Genomic DNA, 26,003 nt, shown 5'->3' on the forward strand with positions numbered 1-26,003 from the left:
CAAAGTACGACGCCGGCACTTTGGTGAGTGCCGGCGTCGTCCTTTTGCGTGTGGATCCGTCAGCTGTTGTCCGGCTTGGCCAGGCTCTCCGGGTCTTCCTGTTTGGCCGGCTCGTCCGAAAGGCCCTGCGGCGTGAGGTCCAGGCCTTCCCGGTCTTGAGGAGCCTCAGGCGCCTCCCCGGTCTCGGCCGCCTTGAGGTTGCCGGTGTCGTCCAGGGCCGGGTTGGCGCCCTCCACCCCCGTGGGGTCATCCTTGCTGCCCGAGTCGGGTTGCGCGTTCAGCGGGGCGGTGCTGCTGGATCCCGTGTTGGTGGGGTCGTTCTCGTCGATCGAATTGGGCTCGTTCGTCATGGAATTGTCCTCTCGGCGTGGTCCAGCCTTGTCCGCCGACTCTATGCACAGGCTTCGCTGATCCGCAAGGAACGGCACGGGGAGGGCTGCCACATATAGCGGGCAACCTATAGTGGGGGTTGAACTGCAGACGCCAGGCTGAGGAGGCCCCGCATGCTCGTGCTCGTCATCAACTCCGGTTCGTCGTCGCTGAAGTACCAGGTCCGGGACGTGGCCGCCGGCACGGTGCTCACCGAGGGACTGATCGAGAAGATCGGCATGGGCAACGGCGGGGGCGGCGACGGTGAGGTCGAAGGCCCGCGGGACCATGCCGAGGCCCTGGAGCAGGTTGACGCAGCGATTCACGAGGAACTGGGGGACCGGGAACTGGGCGCCGTGGGGCACCGGGTGGTCCACGGCGGCGAGCGGTTCGCTGAGCCCGTGCTGGTGGACAACGAGATCACGCGTGCCATCGAACGCCTCAACCCGCTGGCGCCGCTGCACAACCCCGCCAACGTCCTGGGCATCCGGGCCATCACTAAGAAGTGGCCCAAGATGCCGCAGGTGGCCGTCTTTGACACCGCCTTCCACCGCACCCTGCCCGAGCACGCCTGGCGGTACGCCGTCCCGGACGAGCTCTACACCAACCACGGCATCCGCCGTTACGGCTTCCACGGCACGTCGCACGAGTATGTCGCGCGCCGGTCGGCGGCGCTGCTGGACCTTCCCGTCGAAGAGTTCGACGGCGTCATCGCCCACCTGGGCAACGGCGCCTCGGTGACGGCTATCCGCGGCGGACACTCGGTGGACACCTCCATGGGTTTCACCCCGCTCGAGGGCCTGGTGATGGGCACCCGCTCCGGCGACCTGGACCCCTCCATCCTGGTGTTCCTTGGCCGCGCGGGCTGGACGCCGGAGGACATCGACACCATGCTCAACCGGGAATCCGGGCTGAAGGGCCTGGCCGGCAACAACGACATGCGCTCCGTGGTGGAGGCCTCCGAGTCCGGCGATGAACGCGCCTCGATGGCGCTCGCCGTGGCGTCCTACCGGCTGGCCAAGTACATCGGCGGCTACCACGTGGCGGTGGGCGGGGCCAAAGCGTTGGTGTTCACCGCCGGCATCGGCGAGAACTCACAGCAGTTCCGGGCGCAGGTGGCGGACCGGCTGGGCGCGCTGGGCATAGAGCTCGACGCCGGCCTGAACGCCCAGCGGTCAAAGGAACCGCGCGTCATTTCCACTCAGTCCTCCGCGATCCCCGTCCTGGTGGTTCCCACGGACGAGGAGCGCGCCATCGCGGAGGCGACCGCCGCCGTCGTCGCCTCATCGGCTGCTCCGTAATTGTCCTTTTGAGCCTCCGAAACGACAACTAGTCAGCAATGGATGGGGTGGAGGGGCTCTACGCCCGGCCCTTGAGGATCAGGTTCCAGTAGACCTTGGGGAACAGGTCCCGGTCCACCACCCAGGACAGCCTGCTTTCGTTCCAAGTGGGAACGCGCGGAATGCTGGGCATGGGCCGGTACCTGTCATCGAACTCGGCGAAGACCACGGTGTTCCGCGACACGGTGAACGGGCATACCGAGTAGCCGTCATACTTGGCGCGCAGCGGCTTTCCTTTCCGGGCTGCCACAATGTTCTTCGCCACCACCTTGGTCTGCTTGCGCAGGGATCCGCCCGACTTGGAATTGGTGGTACCCGCGGCGTCTCCCAGGGACCACACATTGGGGTACCGGAGATGCCGCAGCGTCTGCCGGTCCACCTCCACGAAGCCGCCGGCGTCACCGTTAGCCGGCAGGTCCGTGGCCTTCAGCCAGTCCGGGGCCGACTGCGGGGGGACGGCATTGAGGACGTCGTACGTCAGGTCCTCCGTGGTGTGCGCGGCGTGGTCGCGGATGGTGGCGCGGCGGCCGGCAGGGCTCACCGCCACCAGCTCGCTGTTGGTCCGCAGTTCGATGCCGTACTCGGCGATCTTGCGGTCCAGTTCCCGGTCCACTTCCGGCACCCCGAACACGGTGGGGTAGGGCTGGACCATGACCACCCGGATCTTGTCCAAGACCCCCTGTTCCCGCCAGTAGTCGCAGGCCAGGTACATCGGTTTCTGGGCTGCGCCGCCGCACTTGATGGGCCCTGCCGGCATGCTGAAAATTGCGGTCCCCGACGTCATGGCGCTGAGCAGCGCCCAGGCTTTGGGGGCCAGCTCGAACTCGTAATGCGATGCGCCGTACGGTGAATGCACGGCCTCGGCGAGTCCCGGTACCGCGTTCCAGTCATACTGCAGCCCCGGGCACACCACCAGCTGGCCGTAAGCCACCTGCGCTCCGGATCCCAGGGTGACGGTGTTGGCCATCGCGTCCACGCCCACCGCGGCATCCCGGATCCAGGTGACGCCCTGGGGCATCACGGATTCCTGGCTCCGCACAGCCTCCTGGGCCGGCGCCCGGCCGCCGGCAATATGCGAGAACAGCGGCTGGTAGAGGTGGTGGTCCCTGGGCTCGATCACGGCCACGTCCTTGACGCCGTAGCGCTGCAGCCGGGCCGCCAGGGAGATCCCGGCATTGCCGCCACCGATGATTACAACCTCATGCTGGGCAGCCACGGCGCTACTTCTTCTCGGTCAGCGCGGACGCCTTGTGCGCTGCCCGGGCGCCGGTCTTGTCCGATTCCACCACGTACTGCGGCTCATCCCCGCTGGCGCGGTGCGTGTTGCCGTCGAGCTCGAAGTCGCTGGTTTTCTTTTCGACAATCCTGCCGTGCGTCTTGCCCTGTGAAGTGTTCCACTCCACGTGCGTTCCCTTGCCCAATGACATGCCTGCTCCTCTGGTGTCCCTGCGGAAAACAAGTGCCCCCCAATGGTAAGCATGGTTAGCTTTTTCCGGATATGGCGATGCGCATCGATTGCTCCGTACCTGTCGTTTAGCGAGCCCAAAACGACATTTACGGAGCAATCGATGGGTTACTTCACGCCCGCGCCGGGAAGGAGTTCGGTGGCGCCCAGGGCGTCGGCGATGAACGCGTAGTCCCAGGCCCGTTCGCGCCACTGCACGTACCGGCCGGACGCCCCGCCGTGGCCGCCGTCCATCTCGATCTTCATGACAATGGGCTGGGATCCCGTGGTCTTGTTCCGCAGCTCCTGCACCCACTTGGCAGGCTCCACGTAGAGGACGCGGGTGTCGTTGAAGGATGTGACGGCGGCGATCCTGGGGTAGGCCACCTCCCGCACGTTCTCGTAGGGCGAGTAGGACTTCATGTAGGCGTAGGCCTGCGGATCGGTAATGGGGTTGCCCCATTCCTCCCACTCCAGCGCAGACAGCGGCAGGTCAGGGTCCAGGATGCTGGTGAGCGGATCCACGAACGGCACCTGCGCCACGATGGCCGCGTACTTCTCCGGTGCCATGTTCGCCACGGCACCCATCAGCAGCCCGCCCGCCGAACCGCCCAGGGCCGCGATCCGTGCCGGGTCCACCCAGCCGGAGTTCGCCAGCCAGTCGGTGGCATCCACAAAGTCGGTGAAGGTGTTTTTCTTGGTGAGCTTCTTGCCGTCCTCGTACCAGTGCCGGCCCAGCTCCCCGCCGCCGCGGATATGCGCGATCACGAACACCACGCCGCGGTCCAGCAGCGACAGCCGCGCGATGCCGAAGCCGGGATCCATGCTCATCTCGTAGGAGCCGTACCCGTACACCAGGCCCGCCGCCGTCGAATCCTGCTTGACGCTCTTGTGCCGCAGGACGGACAGCGGGATGCGGGTGCCGTCCGCCGCCGTCGCCCATTCACGCGTGGCAACGTAGTCGCTGCCGTCGTAGCCGCCAAGGACGGGGCTTTCCTTGCGCAGCAGCAGCTCGCCCGCGGGCTGCTCCGGGGTTGGCAGGACGAAGTCATAAATACGCGACGGCGTGAAGTAGGACGTGTAACCCAGCCGGATCACGGGTGCCTCATAGTCCGAGCCGCCCACGCCTGCGGTGTAGAGCTCCTCATCGAACGCCGGTTCCACGGGCTCCTGCTGGGCAGGCGTGCCCAGCCCGGCCAGCCCCATCACCTGGACGCGTTCGATGGTGTCCTTGCGGATGGACACGATCAGGTGAGTGGCGGTGACGCCGGCACCGTTGACGCGGACATCGCCGGAATGTTCGACGACGGTCTGCCAGGTCTGTTCGGCCAGCGGCCTATCCAGCTCGGCCGGGTCAGCCAGGGAGACCATGGAGTTGATGGCGCCCCGGTTGTGCGTGAGCAGGATGCGCTCCTGCCCGTCGAGCAGGAAGGGTTCTGCCTCGTAGAGGATGCGTTCGTTTCTGGAGATCACGGTGGTGACGGCCTGTTCGGGGTCGTCGAAACGCAGCAGCCTGGTTTCGCTGTACTCCGAGCATCCGATCCCCAGCACCAGGTAGCGCCGGTCCGCGGAGAGCTCGAAGCCCAGCCACATGGCGGCGTCGTCCTCCTGGTACACCACCACGTCGTCGGCCACAGGCCTTCCCAGGACGTGCGCCTTCACCTGGTAGGGGCGCCAGGACTCGTCCACCACGGTGTAGAACAGGCGGGTACCGTCCGGGGAGAAAGCAACCCCGTAAAAGATGTTCTCGATGACATCCGGCAGGAGCTCACCGGTGCGCAGGTCCTTGATCCGCAGCGTGAACCGTTCGTCGCCGGAGTTGTCCACGGCATAGGCGTACAGATTGCCGTCCACGGTGACAGCGGTGCCGCCCACTGAAAAGAACGGCTTGCCTTCCGCCTCCACGTTGCCGTCCAGGAGGACCTCTTCACCGGGAATCCCCACCCCTGCCTCCACGGCCGGCGGAGTCCAGTCGGCCACCTTGTCCCCGGTGTCCTGCGCCTTCACCCGGCAGTGGATGCCGTATTCCTTGCCCTCCGCCGAGCGGCTGAAATACCACCAGCCGTCCTTGCGGTGCGGCACGGAAAGGTCGGTTTCCTGGGTGCGGCCCTTGATCTCCTGGAAGATGGCCTCGCGGAGCGGTTCCTGGTTGACGGTGACGGCTTCCTGGTAGGCGTTTTCGGCCCGCAGGTGCTCCACCACCTCCGGCGACTCCTTGTCCCGCAGCCATTCGTAGTTGTCCACGAACGTCTCCCCGTGGTGGGTGCGCTCGGTGGGAATCTTCTTGGCAACCGGAGGCGCCGGGACCGCGGTGCCGGTGGAGTCCTGCAGGGAAATGGAGGTCATGGATTCAATATATAGACCACCACCGTGAGTCAGCAGGCCGTTCGCTGACGGGGGAGAGGCGGCGGCCGGAAAGGAGGGCGAAAGACTCTGGGATCCTGCGCGCGGCCCCCGCAGGCTGGAATACGCTGCAAGGAAAGGAGAAGCCATGACCCCCGAATCCGGACCGGCTCCCCGGGCCAAAGCATGGCTGGCGGTGGCCAGGGGCGTGGGAACGTCCTGCCTCATGCTGGCCCGTAGGCAGGTACACCTGCCCAGGGAAAACGTGGGCCGGATGCTGCACTTCGCCGACGGAAGCACCTCACGGGTCTACCGGGAGACCGCCGTCGACCGCAGCCCCAGCGAGCCCTGCATCCTGGTGGTGGCCTTCACCCTCAGGTGGACCCGGGGCAAGGCGCACCGCTTTTTTGAAGCAGAAAGCCTGCTGAACACCCCGCTGTTCGTGGGGTTCCCGGGGTTCGTCTCCAAGCTCTGGTGCGCCCACGACACCTTCGGCGCCTACCGCGGGCTGTATGAATGGGACGGCGCGGAGCGGGCCCGCAAGTATGCCGCGGCCCTCTGGCGGGTCCTGGAACTGGTGAGCGTTCCCGGTTCCATCAGCTACAAAGTGCTTCCCGGGCTGCGCCGCGACGAGGTGCTGGCCGACCCCGGCCGGATGAAGGCCACGGACCAAGCGGACCACGCCTGGTGGCGGGTGCTTCCCAAGGCGTGAGGTCAGCGCTGGCATGGCAGTCGGGGAAAGTCCGACGGCGGACACGGACGTTTTAGTGGTGGGCGCAGGTCCCGCCGGGCTCGCCACCGCCCTCCAGGCCCACGCGCATGACGCCACCGTCCGGGTGGTGGACCGGCGCGAACACCGGGTCCGCCCGTCCCGGGCCATGATGCTGCATGCCCGGGCCCTGGAGGGCCTGCGCCCGCTGGGGGTGACCGACGAGCTGCTGGACCGGGCCGACACCACGCCGGAAGCACGCATCCACCTGGGCCGCCGCATCGTGGAGGCACGGCTGGGGCACGCGGATCTTCCTGACACCGCTTTTCCGCACCTGACCCTGGTCCGGCAGGCCGACGTCGAGGATGTGCTCTGGCATGCGCTGCAGGCCAGGGGTGTGCCCGTGGACTGGGGCGTCGAGTTCCGCGGCCTCGGAACGGAAGGTGGCGGGGCGCAGGAGCTTCCGGACGGGCCGGTTTACGCTGAGCTCCAGGCCGTTTACGGTGGCCATCAAGCGCACCGCAGCCGGTTCCTTGTCGGCTGTGACGGACAGTCGAGTACGGTCAGGAACCTCATCGGTGCACCGTGGCGCGGTGGCCCGTATGGGGTGGAAGCGGTGATGGCCGACCTGGAACTGGACGGGCCCCTGGACCCCGGTCTGCTGCACGTTGCGGTGGGGCAGGCGGGGCTGGTCTTCCTCTTCGCGCTGGGCGAAGGCGCTACATGGAGAATGCTGGCCACCCGGCCGGCAGTCCCGCCACCGGACGCCCGCTTCGGCCAGTTGGGGCCGCCCGTTCCGGAGGATGAGGTGGCGCGCCTGGTGGGGGAATCAGGGCTCGGCGCCGCCGTCCGGGAGGTGCGCTGGTCGGCGCAGGTTCCGCTGCAGCACCGGATTGCCGGGACGTTCGGCAACGATCCCATTTTCCTGGCCGGCGACGCCGCCCATGCCCATTCTCCGGCCGGCGGCCAGGGCATGAACAACGGGATACTTGACGCCCTCAACCTGGGCTGGAAGCTCGGGTTCGCCTCGACGGCAGGCAGGCCGCTGCCGGAACTGCTGGAGACCTACGGACAGGAGCGGCGGCTTGCCGCCCGGCGGGTGCTGGCACTGACGCACGTCATCTTCTTCGGGGAAGCTTCGCCGCATCCCGCCGCCCGCCTGGCCCGCGGCATCCTGCCCGTATTGGCCCCGGCCATGCCACTGCTGCTCCGGCAGCGGTGGCTCACATCCAAGGGCATCAGGCTGCTTGCCCAGCCCTTCGTGCATTACCGGAACAGCGCCATTTCCCGTGACGGCACGCCCCGGTCCGGCCGGTGGCCCAGGCCCGGGGAGCGGCTGCCGGACGCGCCCGCTTCGGTCGACGGGCGGCCGGTCCGCCTTCACGAACTGACCGCCGCCCCGGGGGTACACCTCCTGCTGGAGCGCGACGCCGGCTCCGGCGCCTTGGGTGCCGTCCCCGCCCCGGCAGGCGCTGGAAGGGTCCCGTTGCTCCACCTGCACCGGCTCACCAGCCACCCCGGCCGTGGTGTGGTCGCGGTCCGCCCCGACGGGTACGTGGGATTCCGCTGCGGGGAGGCAGACCCCGCCCAGTTGCGCGGCTGGCTGCGGCTGGTCGGTGCCGCCCGGGACTGAACGCTGCCTACCCCTGCAAGCCCCGACGTCGTGATGCCATCACTTGTGGCTCACAAGGCGGCGTCACGGAACCAAAGCTGATGGAGCAGCGGGGGAGGGTGGTTGCGGGCGGACGGCAAGCGTAGTCTGGTCAGTCCAAGGCACGTCCGCCCGGTGCGTGACCTGCCCAGTGTGATCCGCCCAGCGTGAGAGGGGAAGTTGATGACCATCCCGCCAGTGCACGAACCTGAGCCGTTTCCGCCGGACCCCGGCCCGGAGCCCACGTCCCCGGACCCCACCCAGCCGCGTCCACCCGGCCCGCCGTCCCCGAATCCGTTCCCCGCACCGGCGCCCCCGGGCCCGCTGCCCGTCCCGGATCCCGGCCCGGCGCCGCTCCGCCCGGATCCCACCCGGGACTGAGCGGCTCCAACAGCCATAAGGGGACCTCCCGCCGCGTGCCCCGGCACGGGTAGGAGGTCCCTTTCGCCTGTCCTGGACGGCGTCGTTCCCGCGGCTGAAAATCCTTCAAAAATCGTTCCTGAAACCCTTGCAGACCTACTTCTCGGGTGCTAAAAAATCTATATCAGCCACTACAGATCGGCTGATATGGAAACTGTGTTGGACCATCTCTTACGAGGAGGGAAGCCATGTTGATGCGAACCGATCCGTTCCGCGAGCTGGACAGGCTGGCCCAGCAGGTCCTCGGCACGGCTGCACGCCCGGCGGCGATGCCGATGGATGCATGGCGTGAGGACCAGGAATTCGTCGTGGCCTTCGATTTGCCCGGCGTCGCAGTGGACTCGGTGGACCTGGATGTTGAACGGAATGTCCTGACGGTGCGGGCCGAACGCCCGGACCCGGCAGGCAAGGACACCGAACTGATCGCCTCCGAACGGCCGCGCGGCGTCTTCAGCCGCCAGCTGATCCTTGGCGACACGCTGGACACCGATCATGTCAAGGCCAGCTACGACGCAGGCGTCCTGACGCTGCGGATCCCGGTTGCCGAAAAGGCCAAGCCGCGCAAGATCGAGATTGAAACGAAGGGGGCAAAGCAGGAAATCGCTGCCTAGTTTCACCACAGGACCGGGAGGCGGGCACATCTGTTGACTGCCTTTTTGGGGCGAATCGCCATTCTGTGCACGCCACAGCGCCAGACAGCGCACCGGCAGCGTAGGCCTTAACCTCCCGCCACGGTGGCCCCCGGCTTCGGCCGGGGGCCATCCACGTGTGCGGCGCGATGCCGGGCCTCGGCTCCGCCGCCGGGGCCGTGCGTCAGACGCTGAGTTCCAGCATCAGCGCGGGCAGTTCGTCGGCAAGTTCGCGGGCCAGGAATCCCAGCGGCCCCAGCCTGCTGGCCAGCCGGTCCGCCGCCGCTGCATGCAGGTGGGTCCCCCAGCAGGCCGCCTGGGCGCCGGTGGTTCCACGGGCGCGGAGTCCGGCAATCGCTCCCGCCAGCACGTCGCCGCTGCCGGAGGTGCCCAGGCCGCCGTACCCGGTGGTGATTTTCCACAGTTCCGGCTCGTCGGGATTCAGGCCCGGCGGCTGCGTGATGAGCCCCTGGCAGCTGACCACGGCGTCGAACCTTGCGGAGATCTCGGGGAGGTCTTTTTCGAGGTCCGCCACATCCCGTCCCAGGAGGATCGCCGCTTCCGTCGGGTTTGGTGTGAGGATCAGCCGGCCGCGCCAGGGGCCCAGTTGGTCCTCCACATGCACCAGGGCGCCCAGCGCGTAGGCATCGAGGACGACGGCGGGACCTCCAGCGCCGTCAGCATCGGAGGCACCGTCGCGGCCCGCCTCGCGGTTGAGCATGGCCTGGAGCAGTTCCCGGGCGAGGTCCTCGTCATCCAGCCCCGGGCCCACCAGGACGGTGTCTGCCCGGTCCAGGTAGGAGGAAATGCTGTCGAGCTCGGGCTTGACGGAGCCCCCGGGAGTCTCCGGCAGGCCGATTGCGCCGCATTCGGGCAGGGCCACCCCCAGCTGCACGGCCACGGACCCGGCCACCGCCAGCGTGAGCTTTCCCGCGCCGGCCCGCAGTGCTGAAACGCCGGCCAGCAGTGCAGCGCCCGGAGTGGCCCGGGCTCCGCCGACCACCAGCACCGACCCGCGTGAATATTTATCCTCGCCCGGGGCCGGCAGCGGCCAATCGCGCAGGAGCGACGGCGCTACCAGGGTGGGGCCGGAGGATTCACCGCGGCCGGACACTGGTGTCTCCCGCGTGCTCCGTGACGGCGACGCCCTGCTCCGCGAGGTGGTCGGCAACGTTGAAGCTTTCCAACGTCCAGGGGCCCACCCCGGACGGGCGGACGAACCGCGTCACCGAGGCATTGAGAATGGCTTCCCTGGCCGCAAGGTCCAGCAGTTCCTTCTCATTAAGCCCTTCCAGCACGTACCGGAACAGCATGATCACGGCATCATGGCAGACCAGCATTACCCGGTGGCCGGTGCCCAGGTTGTTCAGTTCCGCCAGCACCGACCGCAGCCGCAGCGCCACGTCCGCCCACGATTCCCCTCCCGGCGGCCGGTAGTACAGCTTGCCCAGCCAGTCACGGCGCTCGGATTCCTCCGGGTAGCGGTTCTCCACGCCCAGCCGGGTGAGGCGGTCCAGGATGCCAAGTTCGCGGTCCCGGAGCCGCTCGTCGATGCGCACCTCGACCGGCCAGCCTGCCGTTTCCACCGCGATCTCAGCCGTTTGCCGGGCACGCGCGTAGGGGGAGGAGACGACCGCATCCGGGCGCAATTCCTCGGTGATCCGGCCCAAGGCAGTACCCAGGGCTTTGGCCTGGTCCCGGCCCGTTCCGGACAGGTCCACGTCTGCGTCCCGGGCGGGAACCTGGATGACCTCCACCCCGGCTTCGCGCGCCTCGGTGGCCGCAACGTTGCCTTCGCTCTCGCCGTGCCGGATCAACACCAGCTCTACCGCCCCGGCTTCCTGGACCGCCTCCGTCAGGCCGTCGTCGTCCGCCGCAGCACCCTTCGCCCGCTCATCCTTCACAACACCACCCCATCCGCTCGCCGCGCCAAATGCAGGAACATTACCCAAGGCGTACCCACGGGGCGGCGGAAAATAACCGAAGGCCTACCGCGCGGGGGTCAGGACCTTCGAGAACACGGTGGCGCCGTTGGCGTTGCGGAGGCTGGCGGTGAAGCTGTTGTCCCGATCCAGCTGCACGTGCCCGAAGAACTGGTTTTCGCCGTCGCGCGGGGACTCGCCGGCGAAGCGTCCGGCCTTGGAGAACACCACCTCGGGACCGAAGGTGCCGTCCATCGCGTTCGGGCCGAAGGATCCCGCCGCGATGGGTCCGGCCACGAACTCCCAGAACGGATCGAAATCGGTGAAGGCTGCCCGCTCGGGGGAGTAGTGGTGGGCGGCGCAGTAGTGGACGTCGGCGGTGAGCCAGACGGTGTTCTTGACGCCGTTGCGTTTGATCGCGCTGAGCACCCCGGCGATCTCCAGCTCACGGCCCAAGGGGGCACCGGCGTCGCGGTTGGACACGCTCTCCTGGTTCACCGGGCCGTCCGGCACTATGATCCCCAGCGGAAGATCGGCGGCAATCACCTTCCACGTGGCCCTGGACCGGGACACTTCGTGGATCAGCCAGTCCACCTGCTCCTGGCCCAGGATGGCGGTGGCGTAGGGTTCCTTGCCGTCGGTGTTGGGGGACTTGTAGGTGCGCATGTCCAGGCAGAAGATGTCCAGCTGCGGGCCGCGGGAGATCTTCCGGTAGATGCGGGCCGGCTGGTAGGTGCCGGCGTCGTCGAATGTTCCCGGGCGCCAGATGGCCGAGCTGTCCGCGATGGGCATGTTCTCCTGCCAGGCCTGCCGGCCACGGGCGGCGAGGGCGTTGACGTCCCGCACGGTGTAGCGGGAGTCATCCAGGATCTGGCCGGGGTACCAGTTGTTGTGTGTCTCGTGGTCGTCCCACTGCGCAATCACCGGAACGTCCGCGAACAGGGCCCGCATGTTGACGTCCATGGAGTTGTAGCGGTGCCGGCCGCGGAATTCGGTGAGCGTCTCGGCCACCTTGGACACCTCTTCGGTGACCAGGTTCCGCCACACCTGCCCGTCCTTCTCCACCACAGTTTCGGCAATGGGGCCGTCGGCGTAGATGGTGTCGCCGGAGTGGATGAAGAAGTCGGGACGGGTCTGGTGCATGGCCCGGTAGCCGCGCATGCCGCCGATCTCCTCATTGATGCCCCACCCCTGGCCGGCCGTGTCGCCCGTCCACACAAAGCTTTGCGCGGACGACGCCGGGACGTCGCCTCCGTTGCCCGTCCCACCGGTGCGGCCCTTGCCGTTGGCCGTCCCCATGTCGGGCGCCGTGCGAAAGCTGCCGCGGACCGTCTCGCTGACCGCTCCGCCGTCGTCCTCGAAGCTGATTTCCAGCGCGAACCGGGTGTTGGACGGCAGGTTCCCTGCGTGGATCTTGGCGGTGAAATCGGAGGCCGGGGTGGCGCGGGGCCCGCGGAGGACCCGCTCGAAGGCGCCGCGCCCGCTGAGCACCTGGCCGGCGTCGTCCACGGCGCGCAGCGCAGCCGTCATCCGCCCGGCGCCCGAGGCACGCGACCAGAGGACGGCGGAATCCGAGGTGACGTCGCCGGTGGCGACGCCGCTGGGCAGGGTGAGCCGGTTGCGGACCAGTGCGACGCCGGCGGGCGACTGGCTGGCTGCCGTGGCGTTCGCGGCGGGGACGGAGGCCAGCGCGGCGGCGAGGACGGAACTCTTGATGATGGTGCGGCGGGCAACCCCGGCCTGGGAAGTCTCAGTCATGTCCTCAGGGTTTCCCGGGCGGGCACACAGATTCTGGCGGCGGAGTGAACCCGGGGTGAGGCGCGGCTGAACAGCAGGCGGACCTGGCGGCCCGGCCCTATGGCTTCGCGAAGTCGGCGATCCGGCCCTCCCGCAAGGCCGCGCCCACCGCGGCGATGCCTCCGTAGTCGGGAAACAGCACGGACTGCCCCGCAACGAAGCCGGAGCCCGCCGTCGGGAGCGTCATGGTGCCGATCGCGTTCACATCGAGGTTGCGCAGGCTGTAGGCCAGCATCGCGGCCTGGACGGGATCGAAGCCCCGGTCCACCGTGAGGCAGCAGGACGCGAAATCCACCAGCGAGCGCACTGCGTTCACGTCATTCAGGGCACCCCCGGCCGTGAGCCGGGCCAGGATGGCGCGGAGCATGATTTGCTGGTCGCGCACGCGCTGGAAGTCGCCGTCCGAGAAGGCGTAGCGCTCACGCGAGAACTCCAAGGCAGCCTGGCCATCCAGGTGGTTCACGCCGGCGCTGAAGACGTGCTGGGTTTCGATCGTGGACTGGAAGGGGATGGGCACGTTGACGTCGATGCCGCCCAGGCCGTCCACCAGGATCTTGAACCCGCCGAAGTCCAGCATCAGGGTGTGGTCAATCGTGATCCCCAGCAGTTGCTGCACCGTGGCGGTCTCCATGTCGATCCCGCCATACTGCAGGGCGGCGTTGATCTTGGCAGCCCCGTAGCCGGGGATGTCCACCCAGTTGTCGCGGTTGATGGAGATTAAGTAGAGGTTCCTGCGATCGGCGGGAACGTGTACCACCATGAGGGTGTCAGCCCGCTGGTCAGCGGCTTCGCCGGTGGCCGCCGTGTGGGCTGCGGCGTCCCGGGCGGGGGTGTCACGGATGTCGCTGCCGATGACCAGGATGTTCATGGGGGCCGCGGGCAGGTCCGGGATGGGAGCAGGCGGCGGCGGTGCAGCAGGGGCCGGCGGGGGAGTTTCTGACGGTGAAGGGGTGGGCGTTGGCGTGGCGCTGGGCGACTGGGTCTGGGAGGCTGCAGGCTGTGCTTGCCGGCCCGCCCGGTTCAGGCTGAAGACCGCGATGCCGGCAGCCACCACCAGCACCAGCGCGAGCAGCGCGGCGATCCAGCGGCGGCGGCCCAAGGCAAGCATCCAGGCAGGCCGGTGGGAACTGGTTGGGCCCGGTTGCCGGGAACCGGAGTTTCCGGCGCCGGCGGGCCCGGTTGGATCAGAACCGCCTGGGATGCTCATGACGCCTCCACCTCATTGTGACTGGTGGGATTAGTGTCCGTCCCGCAGGCCCCAGTTGGCTACAGGAGTATCCAAACTGTCACCTGGGGTGTCCGCGGGAATGTCCGCCGCAATGTCGGCTGCCGCTGGCGTGGAGCTGCGGTAACGGTGCAGCGGCTAGTCCTTGGGGGCGTTGAGCCGGGCATGGCGCAGGATGGAGATGATCGCGGGGGCCAGCTGGTCCTCCATCTCCCGGTACACCTCGGCTGCACGGCGGTACGGGTCCACGATGTCGTTGTCCGAAGCGTCCGACGGCAGCGAGAGGTGCCGCACCCCGGCGGCCCGCGCCGGCAAGGACCGCCAGACGGCGGCGTTGGCAGCGAGGAGGGCGTCGACGTGGGACGCGCCGGTCCCGGCACCTACAGAAGGTACGACGGCGGCAGGCTGGCTGCCCGCAGCAGGCGCCCGTTGGCTGTCTCCACTAGGCGCCCGCTGGTCGAGGACGTCGAGCATCCGCGCGAACTCGCGGATGGTGAATGTCCGCTTGAGCAGGGAGGCATCAAGCTGGAGGACTTCCCCGCGGTGCCCGGAGGTCATGGTGAGCACCAGGTCCACGCCGCGCAGGATCTTCGGCGTGAGCTGCCGGGCCGCGAACCCGTCCGGGGCGCCGCCAAAGGTCCGCACGATGTCCGCGGAAATGGGCTGCATCGGCTCTCCCACCAAGGCGCGGGTTCCGGCGCTGGACACCTGGAAACCGCCCGGCACCACCTGGTCCAGCCCTGCCTGCAGCAGTCGCTCCGCCACGGGTGACCGGCAGATGTTCCCGGTGCAGACAGTCAGGATTCGTACTGGTGCGGAAGTGTCCAAGGAGATGTTCTCTTTCCCAGCGGGTGCCGGACCCGCTCGGGCCCGTGCCTTTCAACTTAACACGCAGCGGCGCGGCGGCGTCCCAAACCTGGGTGCCGCCGCCGCGCCGGGCGTCATCGCTGGTCCCGCCGCATGCCGGCTACATCGTGGCCAGCAGCTGCTTCATCTGGGTGATCTCGGACTGCTGGGCGTCCACGATGTCATGGCCCAGCTTGACAGCGTCCGGGAACTTTCCGGCGCTGATCTCCTGCTGTGCCATGTCGATGGCGCCCTCGTGATGGCCGATCATCTGCTCCAGGAACAGCTTGGCGGCCTCGGTCCCGGTGGCGGACTTGAGCTTGTCAATGCCCTGGTCGTCCACCATGCCGGCCATGCCATGCCCGGAGTCGTCGCTCATCATGGTGGGCACGTTCCAGCCCGTGAGCCAGCCGGTCATCTGCTCGATCTCCGGGGCCTGCGCCGCCTTGATCTTGGTGGCAAGTGCGGTCACCTCCGCAGGCATGTCCGTCTTGGCCAGGATGATTCCGCTCATCTCCACCGCCTGGGCGTGATGCGGGACCATCATCTGCGCAAACATGACGTCCGCCTGGTTGTGGTCCGCGCTGGCCCCCGGCCTCATGTTCGGCATGTTGCTGGCGCTGGGCATGTTGCTTGACATGGCGCCGGAGCTGCCGTGGTCCATGGGCATGCCGGAGCCGGAGCCGGTATCCGCGGCGCAGCCGGCGAGTCCGAGCGAAGCGGCCAAGGCAGCAGCAATGGAAAGGTTCTTGAAAGTGGTGTTCATGGGTTGTCCTTCAGGGACGTAGGGAACTGGGCCGTTATGGGTGGCGCAGTCCGGTTTACGTCCGGCTGATGGACAGGTCGCAGGGTGTGGGGCTGGGCGGCAGGTAGCCGTAGCCGGCGCGGGCCTTGGCGGCTGCCGGCTGCAGCGGCAGGACGGTCAGGGTTGCGTGGGGCGGGGAAATGGTGACCGGGCCGCTGGGGGCTGACGGAATGCAGGGCGCCCCCGATTCCTGTGCCCCCGGGCAGGAATCGCCGCAGGCGGCGGCAATGCCTGGGATGTCCAGGGCGGAAGCGGCCGGCGCGTGGTCAACGTGACCGGCCTGGCCACCAACGGGAGATTGCGCGACGGCGGTGTGCCCGGCAGTCGCGTGAAGGGCAGCCGCGTGACCGGCAGTCGCGTGACCGGCTGGCGAAACCGCGCCGTGGGAAGCGTGCCCTGGGGTCAGTACGTGCATGCCCAGCAACCCCGTGATGACACCCAGGGCAGCGGCGAGCAGCCACGCCCAGCGGAGGAGGGACGCCACGGCGCGGGTGGTCATGCCGGTCCCTCCTTCCATTTGGTCTCCAGCACTCAACGTACCTCTGACGGGTTCAGTTTCAGGCGCCGGAGGAGCTGGGCGTTCAGCGCCACCACCACGGTAGAGGCGGACATCAGCACCGCCCCGGCAGCGGGGGACAGGACCACCCCGGCAAACGCGAGGACGCCGGCAGCCAACGGCACGGACAGGATGTTGTAGCCGGTGGCCCACACCAGGTTCTGCCACATTTTCCGGTAGCTGGCGCGGGACAGGTCCACCATGGACAGCACGGCCCGGGGATCGTTTCCGGCCAGCACCACGCCGGCGGATTCCACGGCGACATCGGTTCCGGCGCCGATGGCGATGCCAACCTCGGCCCGTGCCAGGGCAGGGGAGTCGTTGACGCCGTCGCCCACCATGGCCACCTTCATGCCGCGACCCTGCAGCTCAGCGACTTTCTTGTCCTTGTCTGCTGGCAGGACCTCGGCGAATACCTCATCGATGCCAAGGTCCGCGGCCACTGCCTGCGCCACCTGGTGGGCGTCGCCGGTAACCATGGCCACCTTGACGCCGCGCCGCTGCAGGGCTGACACGGCCTGCCGCGACTCCGGCCGCACCGCATCCTCCATGCTCACGGCACCCAGGACCCTGCCGTCGTCGACCACGTGGAGCACGGCGGCGCCGCGGTCCATCCACGCCTTGGTGCCGGCGGCCAAAGAGGCAGGTTCGACGGCGCCGAGCTCGCGCAGGAGCGCCGGCCCGCCCACGTGCACGGTACGGCCATCCACGCCGGCCCGGACACCGCGGCCCGTCAACGAGGTGAAGCCGGTAGCAGCGGGCAGTGCCAGGTTGCGTGCCTTGGCGGCCCGCACGATGGCGCGTGCGACGGGATGTTCACTGTCCGATTCGACGGCGGCGGCAAGGGCCAGCACCGCGTCGGGATCCGCGCCGTCAGCCACGGCAACGTCCTTCAGTTCCGGCTCGCCGGTGGTCAGTGTGCCGGTCTTGTCGAACAGGACCACGTCGATGGTCCGCATCCGTTCCAGGGCCATCCGGTTCTTGATCAGCACCCCGGCACGGGCAGCCTGTTCGGTGGAAATGGCTATGACCAAGGGGATCGCGAGGCCCAGGGCGTGCGGGCAGGCAATGACCAGCACGGTGACGGTCCGGGTGACGGCGTCCGGAACGCTACCCAGCAGCGTCCAGGCGATGAAGGTCAGGACGCCGGCGCCGGCGGCGAAGTAGAAGAGGAACGCCGCGGCACGGTCCGCCAGGGCCTGGGCGCGGGAGGACGAGGCCTGCGCTTCCTCCACCAGCCGCTGGATCCCGGCCAGGGCGGTCTGGTCCCCAACGGCCGTGACCCGGACCCGGACACTGCTGTCCGTGGCGACCGTTCCTGCCACCACTGCGTCCCCGGCGCCGCGGGCCACGGTCTTGGATTCGCCGGTGATCATGGATTCGTCGAATTCGGCCTGCCCGTCCACCACGCTGCCGTCGGCCGGCATGCGGGCGCCGGGCCGGACCAGGACCAGGTCCCCGGGGTTGAGCTCGGACACAGGAACGGTTTCGGTGCCGTTGTCCGTGATGCGTTCGGCCTCGTCCGGCAGCAGCGCGGCGAGGGCGTCAAGGGCACCCTGCGCAGACCCGAGGGCGCGCATCTCAATCCAGTGGCCCAGCAGCATGATGGCCACCAGCAGCGCCAGTTCCCACCAGAAGTCAAGGTCAAAACCGCCGATCCCCAGGCTGGTGACCCAGGACGCGGCAAAGGCCACGGTGATGGCCATACCGATCAGCAGCATCATTCCCGGCGTACGGTCCTTCAGCTCCTGCAGGCCGCCTTTGAGGAACGGCTGCCCGCCGTAGAGAAAGATGACCGTGCCGAGGACCGGCGGAATCCAGGCGGAACCGGGGAACTCCGGCGGCATGTAGCCCAGGAGGTGGGCCATCATGGGGCTGAAATAGACCACGGGAACAGCGAGGGCAAGGGTCAGCCAGAACCTGTTCTTGAACATGGCGGTGCTGTGCCCTGCGTGCTGGCCATGGGTGTGGATGGTGTGGTCGTCGTCGCCGTGGGTGCCGTGCTGTGCGTGCCCTGCACCGTGCGCCGGCGGCTGGGTCAGCGTCCCGCTGGATGGCTGGTGGTGGCCGGGGGTGCCTGGATCGTGCGTGCCGTGTTGGTGGTGCGTGTTGTGATGGTCCTGCATTGCTCCTCCTTGGAAGCAGTCGCCGCCGGGGCGGCCAAGCGGTAAATCGGAGTCCGCGCGGTAGAGGCGCGGTCCATTTCAGGCCAGGGGGTAGCCGGCGGCAGCCAGGGCCTGGCGGATCTGGGCCTCAGGGGCCGAGCCGGTCACCGCAAGCCGGGAGCGGCCGCCGGGCACCAGGTCGACACGTGCCGACGTGACGCCGGCCCAGGGTGGATACGGCCGTTTCGACGGTCCGGACGCAGTGCCCGCACGTCATGCCCTCCACGGCAAAGGTCCGCCGGGCGGAGGCGCCGGCGCCGGAACGGACGACGGCGGCCGGGGAGTCCTGCTTGGCAGGTGCGGGAAGGGTGAGGGCAGGCTCGGCCGCACTGGCAGGTGCGCAGCAGCTGCAGCCTGGGGAGGCGAGGGGGAGCTGGGGACGGTTTGCGTTGTTCATGTCAGTTCCGATCCGTTGAGGTATTCAAGGGGCGCTGGGGTTGAACGGCTGTGAAGGCCGGTGTTGTGCACCAGCCGGGACATACCACTTCACTGACAACATGGTCAATATACCCCCAGGGGGTATACAAAGTCAAGCGCCATAGGGTATTTCTCCCGGGACTTCCATAGGGCCTCCCGCACTACCTTCTGCTGCGGGGGGCGACCATACTGGAAAGAGCGAGGACAGAGCCCGCCCGCTGGGGGCTGGCCTATGCGCGGGAGGTGGACCTGTGACGGAGCTCAGCGACCTGTACACGTATTCGAGTGCCCTCGGGGACAGCGAAAGCGACGCCGGCACCTTCAGGGTGGCTATCGAATCGGCAGGTCCAACCTTCCAGTGGTCGGACGGGATGTACCGGCTGCACGGTTACCGTCGCGGCGAAGTCGTCCCCACCATGGAGCTGGTCTTCGCCCACAAGCATCCCGATGACCGGGAACGGTGCGAGGAGATCGTGGCGCAGGTTTCCACTACGGGCGGGTTCTTCTGCATGTACCACCGGCTGGTCGATGCACAGGGCAAGACCCGGCGGGTGCTGTCCTCCGGCGAGGCGGTCCTGGGCCCGGACGGAGCGGTGGTGGCGCTCGAAGGCGTGATGGTGGACCTCAGCCGGACCCTGCAGCTCGAAACCGAACGAACAGCGCGCGAGGCTGTGGCCGGCGCAACGGCAACCCGCACGGTGATTGACCAGGCCCGGGGGATCCTCATGGGGCAGCTGAAGCTTGGCTCCGATGATGCCTTCCAGATGTTGGTGAGCACCAGCAGCCACAGAAACGTCAAACTCGTCGTGGTGGCGGCCGAGCTGGTGCAGCTTGCCAATTCCCCGGAGGCACGCACCTACCTTGACCGGGCCGTGCGGGCCATCCAGGTGCGCGGGCGCCCCGACCATGCCGGAGGCCGCCGCGCGGGCTGACGCCTGTTACCCGTAGGATGGACGGAGGTGCGCCGGGAAGTCTGGTCGGCATGGCTTTGTCGAACCCTGATTTAAGGACGCCTGCATGAACTCCACGCCGCCCACCCCACGCCGGAACAAGTTCCTGGGCTCAACCGTTTTTTCGCGCGGCAGTTACTCCGAGGCGCTGCGGATCGGCGAGATCCTCCGCAAAGAGACGGTGGGCGGTGCCCTCCTGGTTGCCGCTGCGGTGGTCGCGATCATCTGGGCCAACTCCCCGGCGTCGGACAGCTATTTTGCCCTCCGCGACTTCAAGGTGGGCTACGAACCGTGGCATCTTGAGCTCAGCCTGGGAGCCTGGGCCGCCGACGGGCTGCTGGCCATCTTCTTCTTCCTGGTGGGCCTGGAACTCAAGCGCGAATTCGTGGCCGGAGACCTCCGGCAGATCAGCAAGTCCATCGTTCCCGTCGCGGCCGCCGTGGGCGGCGTGGCGGTCCCGGCGGTGATTTACGCCGTTGTCAACCTTGCCAGCCCGGAGACACTCCGGGGCTGGGCCATTCCCACCGCAACCGACATCGCGTTCGCTGTTGCCGTCCTGGCAATCATCGGCTCCCACCTGCCCAGCGCCCTGCGGATCTTCCTGCTGACGCTGGCCGTGGTGGATGACCTGATCGCCATCACCATCATCGCGTTCTTCTACTCCAGCGATATCCAGGTGGTACCGCTGCTCCTGGCGCTCATCCCGCTGGCCGTCTACACCTTCCTGGCACAGTGGTTCCGCCGGTTCTTCGGCCTCCATGCTGCCGCCGCCTGGCTGGTGCTGCTGCCGCTGGGGGCCATGACCTGGGCGCTGGTGCACGCCTCCGGCATCCACGCCACCGTGGCCGGGGTGCTGCTGGGCTTCGCCGTTCCGGTGATCCGTTCGCAGGCCTCGGGCGGACCCGAGGCGGGCCCCGGACTGGCTGAGATTTTTGAGCACCGGTTCCGGCCGATTTCCGCCGGCGTTGCGGTGCCCATCTTCGCGTTCTTCTCCGCCGGTGTGGCCGTTGGCGGGTGGGACGGGCTGGGGTCAGCGCTGTCCGACCCGGTGGCGCTGGGCATCATCCTGGGCCTGGTCCTGGGCAAGCCAATCGGCATCCTGGCCACCACCTGGATCCTGACCAAAGCCACCAGGGCAAGCCTGGACAGCTCCTTCAAATGGATCGACGTCTTCGGTGTCGCCTTGCTGGCGGGCATCGGATTCACAGTCTCCCTGCTGGTGGCGGAGCTCAGCTTCGGCCACGGCAGCCTGCATGACGACCACGCCAAGGTGGGTATCCTGGCCGCATCACTGCTTGCCGCGCTGCTGGCAACGGCCGTGCTCCGCACCCGGAACCGGCAGTACCGGCTTGCCGAGGAGCTCGAGAAAGTTGATTCGGACCACGACGGCGTCCCGGACGTCTACCAGGAGCGCACCTGACCCCACTCAAAGGTTCAGGCGCCCGCGAGGGGTTCAGGCGCTCGCGAGGGGTTCAGGCGCTCGCGAGGGGCTGGGCCGGAGGCTGGGGTTTGGCTGAAACCTCTAGTTTGGCCGGGGCCGGGTCCACATGGCGGATCTCCAGGGCCTCCGGGTCCAGCAGCTTGCGCGCGCCGGTCCGGGCGTCCAGGATCCAGAAGAGTTCAAGGGCCGGGACGACGTCGGTCACCCGGCCTTTGTGGAAGAGCCTGCCCCGGTGCCACGCCTCGATCTGGTCGCCGATGCGGAGCTGGGCGGTGCGTATTCCTTGTGCCTCCATGATGGGCTGCCTCCTGCTGTTGTATCCCCGTAAGCACAGCTTGCCGTGGAGAGGTTGCGGCAGTGTTTCGGCCCCATGTTTTTTCTGTGACGCCTGTGGCTGAAGAGGCTTACTCGTCCATGGGGAACGCGACGGCTTCGCCCACCACCCGCAGGCACAGCTCCATTCCCGGCCGTGCGATCGAGGCGTTCCAGTGCCGGATGGTGATGACTTCCCCGCCGCCCGGATAGCGGTGGTCCGTGTGTTCCGCCACTTCCTTCGGCACGTTCAGCTTCAGCCGCACGGTGGTTTCAGGGCCGAAGTAGTCAGTGTCCACCACCACGCCGCGGATGGGGCCATCCTCGGCGATGCGGATCTGCTCCGGCCGCAGCATCAGCTGCACGCGTCCCTGCGCCGGGGGCCGGCGCACGGGGATCGCGCCCAGCGAGCAGGTGGCCAGCGTACCTTCCAGCCACGCGTCCAGGATGACGGCGTCGCCCAGGAACTCGGCGGTGGCACGGTCCGCGGGCCGGGTGTAGACCACAAAGGGGTTGCCGATCTGGGCCAGCTTGCCGCCGCGCATCACCGCCACCTGATCCGCGAAGGAGAGGGCCTCGGCCTGGTCGTGGGTGACCAGGATGGTGGTGACGCCGGCCTCGGCCAGGACCTTGGCCACGGCGCGGCGGGTGGCAACGCGCAGGCCCGCATCCAGGGCGGAGAACGGCTCGTCCAGGAGCATCAGCTCCGGTTCGCGGGCAAGCGCCCGGGCCAGGGCAACCCGCTGCTGCTGGCCGCCCGAAAGCTGGTGCGGCCGGCGCTTGGCCATGGACGGATCAAGCGACACCATTTCCAGCAGCTCCGCGACGCGGGCGTTCACGGCGCGGCGCCCGCCGTCGAGCCTGGCCGGATTCAGGCCGAAGGCAATGTTCTGGCCGACATTCAGGTGCGGGAACAGGGCACCGTCCTGCGCCACATACCCGATCTGCCGCTTGTGAGCCGGAAGCCACGCGCCGTCGCCGGCCACGGTGGTGCCGTTGAGTGAGATGGTCCCGGTGTCCGGGTGCTCGAAGCCTGCGATCAAGCGCAGGAGGGTGGTCTTGCCGGAACCGGACGGCCCCACGATCGCGGTGGTCCCGCCCTTGGCCACTGACAGGTTGACGCCCCTCAGGACCGCCTGGGATCCGAAGTTCTTGGTGACGTCCGTGATCTGCAGGTGGCTGTTGGTGGTTGCTGCCACCGAAGCTGCCACCCGGGGCTCGGGCAGCCTGCGGGTTGATGGTGCTGTCACTGTCCGGCTACTTTCTTGGACTGTTGGAAGAGGAGATACGTCATGGGGGCGGAAAGCAGGATCATCAGCAGGGCGTAAGGCGCGGCGCCGGCGTAATCGATCTCGCTGCTCTTGCTCCAGAACTCGGTGGCCAGCGTCTTGGTGCCGTTGGGGGACAGGAGCAAGGTGGCGGTCAGCTCGTTGGCAATGGCCAGGAATACCAGGGCCGCGCCGCCGGCGGCGGCGGGGGCAGTGAGCCGCAGGGTGACGCTGATGAAGGCGAGCAACGGGGGCTTGCCCAGCGCCTGGGCCGCCTCATCGAGTTCCTTGGGGGCCTGCGCCAGCCCGGCCCGAAGGTTTACCAGCGCGCGCGGGAGGAACAGGAGCACGTAGGCCGCCACCAGCACCCCGGCCGTCTGGTAGACCCCGGGCACAAGCCGGATGCTGACGGTGACGAACGCCAGGGCCACCACAATGCCGGGCATGGAGCTGGTGACGTAGTTGGACAGTTCCAGGGACTTGCTGAACCAGCCGGGCTTCCGGACCGCCAGGTATGCCATGGGGAAGGCGACCACGATGGTTGCGGCGGCACCGGCCAGCCCGTACCCGAAGGTGGCCAGGAGCGCGGGAAGGAACTCGGCGGCGGTCCACACCCCGGCGCCGCCGGCCACGATCCACTTGAGCACGTAGTACAGGGGGAGGCCGAACGCCAGCGCCGTCAGGGACAGCAGGAAGACCTGGCCCGGGACCTGGTAGGCGTGCAGCGGGAGACGGAGCGCCTTGGCCTGGACTCCCGATCCGATCCTGGCGTACCGGGCGGTGCCGCGGCTGCGGACCTCCGCCAGCAGCAGGAGCAGGCAGAAGAACACCAGCACGCTGGCCAGCATGTTCCCGGCGGCCCCGTTGAACGTGGACCGGTACTGGGTCATGATCGCGGTGGTGAAGGTATCGAAACGGATCATGGCGAACGCGCCGTATTCGGCGAGCAGGTGCAGCCCCACCAGCAGCCCGCCGCCCGTAAGTGCGATCCGCAGCTGGGGAAGCACCACCCGGAAGAAGGCCCGCCAGGCGCCCAGCCCCAACGCGGCTGCGGACTGCTCGATGGCCGGGTCCAGCCGGCTGAGGGTGGCGGCCGCCGGGATGTACACCAGCGGGAAGTAGGACAGGGTGGAGATCAGGATCCCGGAGCCCAGGCCGCCCAGCGACGGGATGGCGGACACCCAGGCGTAGCTGTTCACGAACGCGGGGACGGCCAGCGGGGCGGCCAGCAGCACGGCCCAGACGCGGTGGCCGCGCAGGTTGGTCCGTTCCACCAGCCAGGCTCCTGCCACGCCAAGCAGCAGGCACAGCGGGATGGTGCCGGCCATCAGGAACAGGGTGTTCAGCAGCAGTTCGCCCACGCGGGGCCGCAGGATGAGCCCGACGGCGGTATCCCACCCGGTTGCCACCGTCATGTAGGCCACGTACCCCAGGGGGACGAGGGAGAAGAGGGCGATCAGCACCGCCAGGACGGACACCGCGGAAACGCCGAAAGGCGGGCGGGGGCTGCTGCCCCGGCCCGCCGTCGTCGTGCCCGCCTTTGGCGGAGCCGATAGATCGGAGGTCACGGAATTAGAGTAGTCCGGCCTGGGTCATCAGATCGCTGACCTTCTGGGAGTTGAGCTTGGCGGCGTCCACCTTGGGAGCCTGCAGGTCCTTGATGGGAACCAGCTTGTCGTTGGCGGGCACATCGGAGCCGATGGCGTACTCGAAGGACGTACCGTTCTTCAGGACTTCCTGCCCCTTCTTGCCCGTGATGAATTTCAGGAACGCCTGCGCAGCGGCAGCATTCTTGGAGGACTTGAGCACGCCGCCGCCGGAGACGGACAGGAACGCACCCGGGTCCTGGTTCTTGAAGTAGTACGGCGTGACGTTGTTGGAGTTCTCGCCGGTCTTGGCCTGGTCGCCGTAGTAGTAGTAGTGGTAGATGAGGGCGGCATCCACTTCACCGGCGTTGACAGCCTTCATGGCCGTGCTGTTGCCCTTGTAGGCCTTGGAGTTGTCCTTCATGGCCTTCAGCCAGTCCTCGGTGGCGGACTCGCCCTTGAGTTCCAGCAGGGCTGAGACGATCGCCTGGAAGTCGGCGCCGGTGGGCGAGGCAGCCCAGCGGCCCTTCCACTCCGGGCTGGCCAGGTCCAGCATGGACTTGGGGAGCTGGTCTTCGGTGAGCTTGGTCTTGTTGTACACCAGCACGGTGGAGCGGGCTGCGATGCCTGTCCACTTCCCGGTGGACGGAGAGAACTCGGCGGGGACCTGGGCCAGGGTGTCCTTGTCGACGTCCGCGAACAGGCCGGCGTTCTCAACCTGCGTCATCGCGGGGGAGTTCTCGGTCAGGAACACGTCCGCCGGGGAGGCCTGGCCTTCCTGGATGATCTGGTTGGACATTTCCGTGTCGTCGCCCTGGCGGAGCGTCACCTTGATGCCGGTTTCCGCGGTGAAGGCGTCCACCCATTCCTTGGTGAGGCTTTCGTGCTGGGCGTTGTAGACCGTGATCTCGCCGGAGGCGGCGCCGTTGGAGGCGGACGGGGAGGTGCCGCCGGCAGGGGTGCCGCCGCCGCAGGCGGTCAGGCCAAGGGCTGCGGTGGCGGCGAGTGCGATGCCGGCCAGCGCGCTGTTGCGGATCTTCATTGAGGCTGCTTTCGGTGGGGAAAAAAGTCTGCTTGAACCTAAGTCCTATTCGGCAACACAAATGTTGCCTATGTCAGGAAACTGTAGGGTAGGCATACCTAAGCTCCAAGCCGGAAAGCGCTTTAAGTGACGAGGTTCACATCAATTACGGCACTGTGGCGTGACGTAATTACTGAACCCTCAGACGCGGCGGCGGACGGCCCGGAACACTGCCGCACCTGCCAGCCCCGCCAGAACCCACGGCCCGGCAACGATGACCGGGTCCATCCAGGAGTGGTTGACGTCCACCCGGTTCCCGGTCCGGGACGTGAATCCGTTGCCGGAAAATTCGCTGCCGATCCCGGTTTCGGTAATGGGATTGTCGGGACGCAGCGAGGCCAGGGACTTCAGGTGGTTCTCCCAGGCATCCACCCGGTCCGCGGCAATCAGCAGCAGCCAGTGCGCGGCCCGGCCTTCGCTGAACCGCCCGTAGGCATACCGCCGGATTACACCGGAGGCACCCCTCAGGGGGACCGAGGTGCCAAAGACGGGTGTCAGCATGGCGTGCTCGATTGACCGTTCCCGGGGCTGTTCCTCGGGCTGCCGGTCCGGAAATTTCCAGTGTGCTCCGGTAGCGATGCCGGGCTGTTCCCTGGGAAACGACGGGCGGTCCTTCGGGTCAAGGTCCACGCCCCAGCCCGGGATCCGGGCGCGGAGTGCCACGGACGCATCGGGGGTGGCTGGCTTGCCTGCCGTGTACGGGGTTGCCGGTTCAGTCATGCTGCGC

25 protein-coding genes are annotated in these 26,003 nt (G+C 68.0%); 7 read left to right on the forward strand and 18 right to left on the reverse strand.

Annotated elements, in window-relative coordinates; genetic code table 11:
- Window positions 1-59: 59 nt before the first annotated feature.
- A complete protein-coding gene (locus ACR65J_RS11330) occupies window positions 60-350 on the reverse strand; it encodes a hypothetical protein (RefSeq protein ID WP_440168752.1) in 291 nt (96 codons plus the stop codon).
- 153 nt (window positions 351-503) lie between these two features.
- Here ACR65J_RS11330 and ACR65J_RS11335 point away from each other — a divergent pair, with 153 nt between their 5' ends.
- Window positions 504-1,670 (forward strand): acetate kinase, encoded by a 1,167-nt coding sequence (locus ACR65J_RS11335; RefSeq protein ID WP_440168755.1) that lies wholly within the window; start codon window positions 504-506, stop codon window positions 1,668-1,670.
- Between the two features lie 58 nt (window positions 1,671-1,728).
- Here the strand turns inward: ACR65J_RS11335 and ACR65J_RS11340 are convergent, their stop codons facing one another.
- The 3 genes from ACR65J_RS11340 to ACR65J_RS11350 all read right to left on the reverse strand — a co-directional run bounded on the left by ACR65J_RS11340 (window position 1,729) and on the right by ACR65J_RS11350 (window position 5,499).
- Window positions 1,729-2,925, reverse strand: coding sequence for an NAD(P)/FAD-dependent oxidoreductase (locus tag ACR65J_RS11340; RefSeq protein ID WP_440168758.1), 1,197 nt, complete (start codon window positions 2,923-2,925; stop codon window positions 1,729-1,731).
- Window positions 2,926-2,929: 4 nt separating this feature from the next.
- Window positions 2,930-3,136, reverse strand: coding sequence for a hypervirulence associated TUDOR domain-containing protein (locus ACR65J_RS11345; protein ID WP_440168760.1), 207 nt, complete (start codon window positions 3,134-3,136; stop codon window positions 2,930-2,932).
- A 146-nt stretch (window positions 3,137-3,282) separates the two neighbouring features.
- Window positions 3,283-5,499, reverse strand: a complete 2,217-nt coding sequence (locus ACR65J_RS11350) for a S9 family peptidase (protein WP_440168762.1) — start codon at window positions 5,497-5,499, stop codon at window positions 3,283-3,285.
- Between the two features lie 145 nt (window positions 5,500-5,644).
- Between ACR65J_RS11350 and ACR65J_RS11355 the strand changes: the two genes are divergently transcribed.
- From ACR65J_RS11355 to ACR65J_RS11370, 4 genes are all read left to right on the forward strand, one after another.
- Window positions 5,645-6,208 (forward strand): hypothetical protein, encoded by a 564-nt coding sequence (locus tag ACR65J_RS11355; protein ID WP_440168764.1) that lies wholly within the window; start codon window positions 5,645-5,647, stop codon window positions 6,206-6,208.
- A 13-nt stretch (window positions 6,209-6,221) separates the two neighbouring features.
- A complete protein-coding gene (locus ACR65J_RS11360) occupies window positions 6,222-7,838 on the forward strand; it encodes an FAD-dependent monooxygenase (protein ID WP_440168767.1) in 1,617 nt (538 codons plus the stop codon).
- A gap of 201 nt (window positions 7,839-8,039) precedes the next feature.
- On the forward strand, window positions 8,040-8,237 hold the full coding sequence (locus ACR65J_RS11365; RefSeq protein ID WP_440168769.1) for a hypothetical protein: 198 nt from the start codon (window positions 8,040-8,042) through the stop codon (window positions 8,235-8,237).
- Between the two features lie 227 nt (window positions 8,238-8,464).
- On the forward strand, window positions 8,465-8,887 hold the full coding sequence (locus ACR65J_RS11370; RefSeq protein WP_440168771.1) for an Hsp20/alpha crystallin family protein: 423 nt from the start codon (window positions 8,465-8,467) through the stop codon (window positions 8,885-8,887).
- Between the two features lie 202 nt (window positions 8,888-9,089).
- Here the strand turns inward: ACR65J_RS11370 and ACR65J_RS11375 are convergent, their stop codons facing one another.
- From ACR65J_RS11375 to ACR65J_RS11415, 9 genes are all read right to left on the reverse strand, one after another.
- Window positions 9,090-10,019: an NAD(P)H-hydrate dehydratase gene (locus ACR65J_RS11375; RefSeq protein WP_440168773.1), complete on the reverse strand. Its 930-nt coding sequence runs from the start codon at window positions 10,017-10,019 to the stop codon at window positions 9,090-9,092.
- Window positions 10,003-10,809, reverse strand: coding sequence for a histidine phosphatase family protein (locus ACR65J_RS11380; protein ID WP_440168776.1), 807 nt, complete (start codon window positions 10,807-10,809; stop codon window positions 10,003-10,005). The genes ACR65J_RS11375 and ACR65J_RS11380 overlap by 17 nt, the downstream gene beginning before the upstream one ends.
- A gap of 84 nt (window positions 10,810-10,893) precedes the next feature.
- Window positions 10,894-12,585: an alkaline phosphatase D family protein gene (locus ACR65J_RS11385; protein ID WP_440168778.1), complete on the reverse strand. Its 1,692-nt coding sequence runs from the start codon at window positions 12,583-12,585 to the stop codon at window positions 10,894-10,896.
- 97 nt (window positions 12,586-12,682) lie between these two features.
- Window positions 12,683-13,831, reverse strand: coding sequence for an LCP family protein (locus ACR65J_RS11390; RefSeq protein ID WP_440168780.1), 1,149 nt, complete (start codon window positions 13,829-13,831; stop codon window positions 12,683-12,685).
- A gap of 156 nt (window positions 13,832-13,987) precedes the next feature.
- Window positions 13,988-14,677 (reverse strand): arsenate reductase/protein-tyrosine-phosphatase family protein, encoded by a 690-nt coding sequence (locus ACR65J_RS11395; protein WP_440168782.1) that lies wholly within the window; start codon window positions 14,675-14,677, stop codon window positions 13,988-13,990.
- Window positions 14,678-14,816: 139 nt separating this feature from the next.
- The gene (locus ACR65J_RS11400) at window positions 14,817-15,461 is read right to left on the reverse strand and encodes a DUF305 domain-containing protein (protein ID WP_440168785.1); all 645 of its coding nucleotides are present in this window, start codon (window positions 15,459-15,461) and stop codon (window positions 14,817-14,819) included.
- A 55-nt stretch (window positions 15,462-15,516) separates the two neighbouring features.
- Window positions 15,517-15,999: a hypothetical protein gene (locus tag ACR65J_RS11405; RefSeq protein WP_440168788.1), complete on the reverse strand. Its 483-nt coding sequence runs from the start codon at window positions 15,997-15,999 to the stop codon at window positions 15,517-15,519.
- 32 nt (window positions 16,000-16,031) lie between these two features.
- Window positions 16,032-18,182 carry a heavy metal translocating P-type ATPase gene (locus tag ACR65J_RS11410; RefSeq protein WP_440168790.1) on the reverse strand — a complete coding sequence of 717 codons (2,151 nt, stop codon included), beginning with the start codon at window positions 18,180-18,182 and terminating at the stop codon, window positions 16,032-16,034.
- 127 nt (window positions 18,183-18,309) lie between these two features.
- Window positions 18,310-18,618, reverse strand: coding sequence for a cation transporter (locus ACR65J_RS11415; protein ID WP_440168792.1), 309 nt, complete (start codon window positions 18,616-18,618; stop codon window positions 18,310-18,312).
- 271 nt (window positions 18,619-18,889) lie between these two features.
- Between ACR65J_RS11415 and ACR65J_RS11420 the strand changes: the two genes are divergently transcribed.
- Together ACR65J_RS11420 and nhaA are read left to right on the forward strand one after the other, a co-directional pair.
- A complete protein-coding gene (locus ACR65J_RS11420; protein ID WP_440168794.1) occupies window positions 18,890-19,570 on the forward strand; it encodes a PAS and ANTAR domain-containing protein in 681 nt (226 codons plus the stop codon).
- An 85-nt stretch (window positions 19,571-19,655) separates the two neighbouring features.
- A complete protein-coding gene (nhaA, locus tag ACR65J_RS11425) occupies window positions 19,656-21,008 on the forward strand; it encodes a Na+/H+ antiporter NhaA (protein WP_440168797.1) in 1,353 nt (450 codons plus the stop codon).
- Window positions 21,009-21,060: 52 nt separating this feature from the next.
- Here the strand turns inward: nhaA and ACR65J_RS11430 are convergent, their stop codons facing one another.
- The 5 genes from ACR65J_RS11430 to ACR65J_RS11450 all read right to left on the reverse strand — a co-directional run bounded on the left by ACR65J_RS11430 (window position 21,061) and on the right by ACR65J_RS11450 (window position 25,996).
- Complete coding sequence (locus ACR65J_RS11430) at window positions 21,061-21,324, reverse strand: hypothetical protein (RefSeq protein ID WP_440168800.1); 264 nt, start codon at window positions 21,322-21,324, stop codon at window positions 21,061-21,063.
- A gap of 109 nt (window positions 21,325-21,433) precedes the next feature.
- Window positions 21,434-22,591: an ABC transporter ATP-binding protein gene (locus ACR65J_RS11435; RefSeq protein WP_440168803.1), complete on the reverse strand. Its 1,158-nt coding sequence runs from the start codon at window positions 22,589-22,591 to the stop codon at window positions 21,434-21,436.
- Window positions 22,588-24,177: an ABC transporter permease gene (locus ACR65J_RS11440; RefSeq protein ID WP_440168805.1), complete on the reverse strand. Its 1,590-nt coding sequence runs from the start codon at window positions 24,175-24,177 to the stop codon at window positions 22,588-22,590. The genes ACR65J_RS11435 and ACR65J_RS11440 overlap by 4 nt, the downstream gene beginning before the upstream one ends.
- 4 nt (window positions 24,178-24,181) lie before the next feature.
- Entirely contained in the window at window positions 24,182-25,237 is a 1,056-nt protein-coding gene (locus ACR65J_RS11445) for an iron ABC transporter substrate-binding protein (RefSeq protein ID WP_440168807.1), read from the reverse strand.
- 180 nt (window positions 25,238-25,417) lie between these two features.
- A complete protein-coding gene (locus ACR65J_RS11450; protein ID WP_440168810.1) occupies window positions 25,418-25,996 on the reverse strand; it encodes a hypothetical protein in 579 nt (192 codons plus the stop codon).
- Between the last annotated feature and the right edge of the window lie 7 nt (window positions 25,997-26,003).

It is taken from the genome of Arthrobacter sp. SAFR-044, assembly GCF_059414985.1.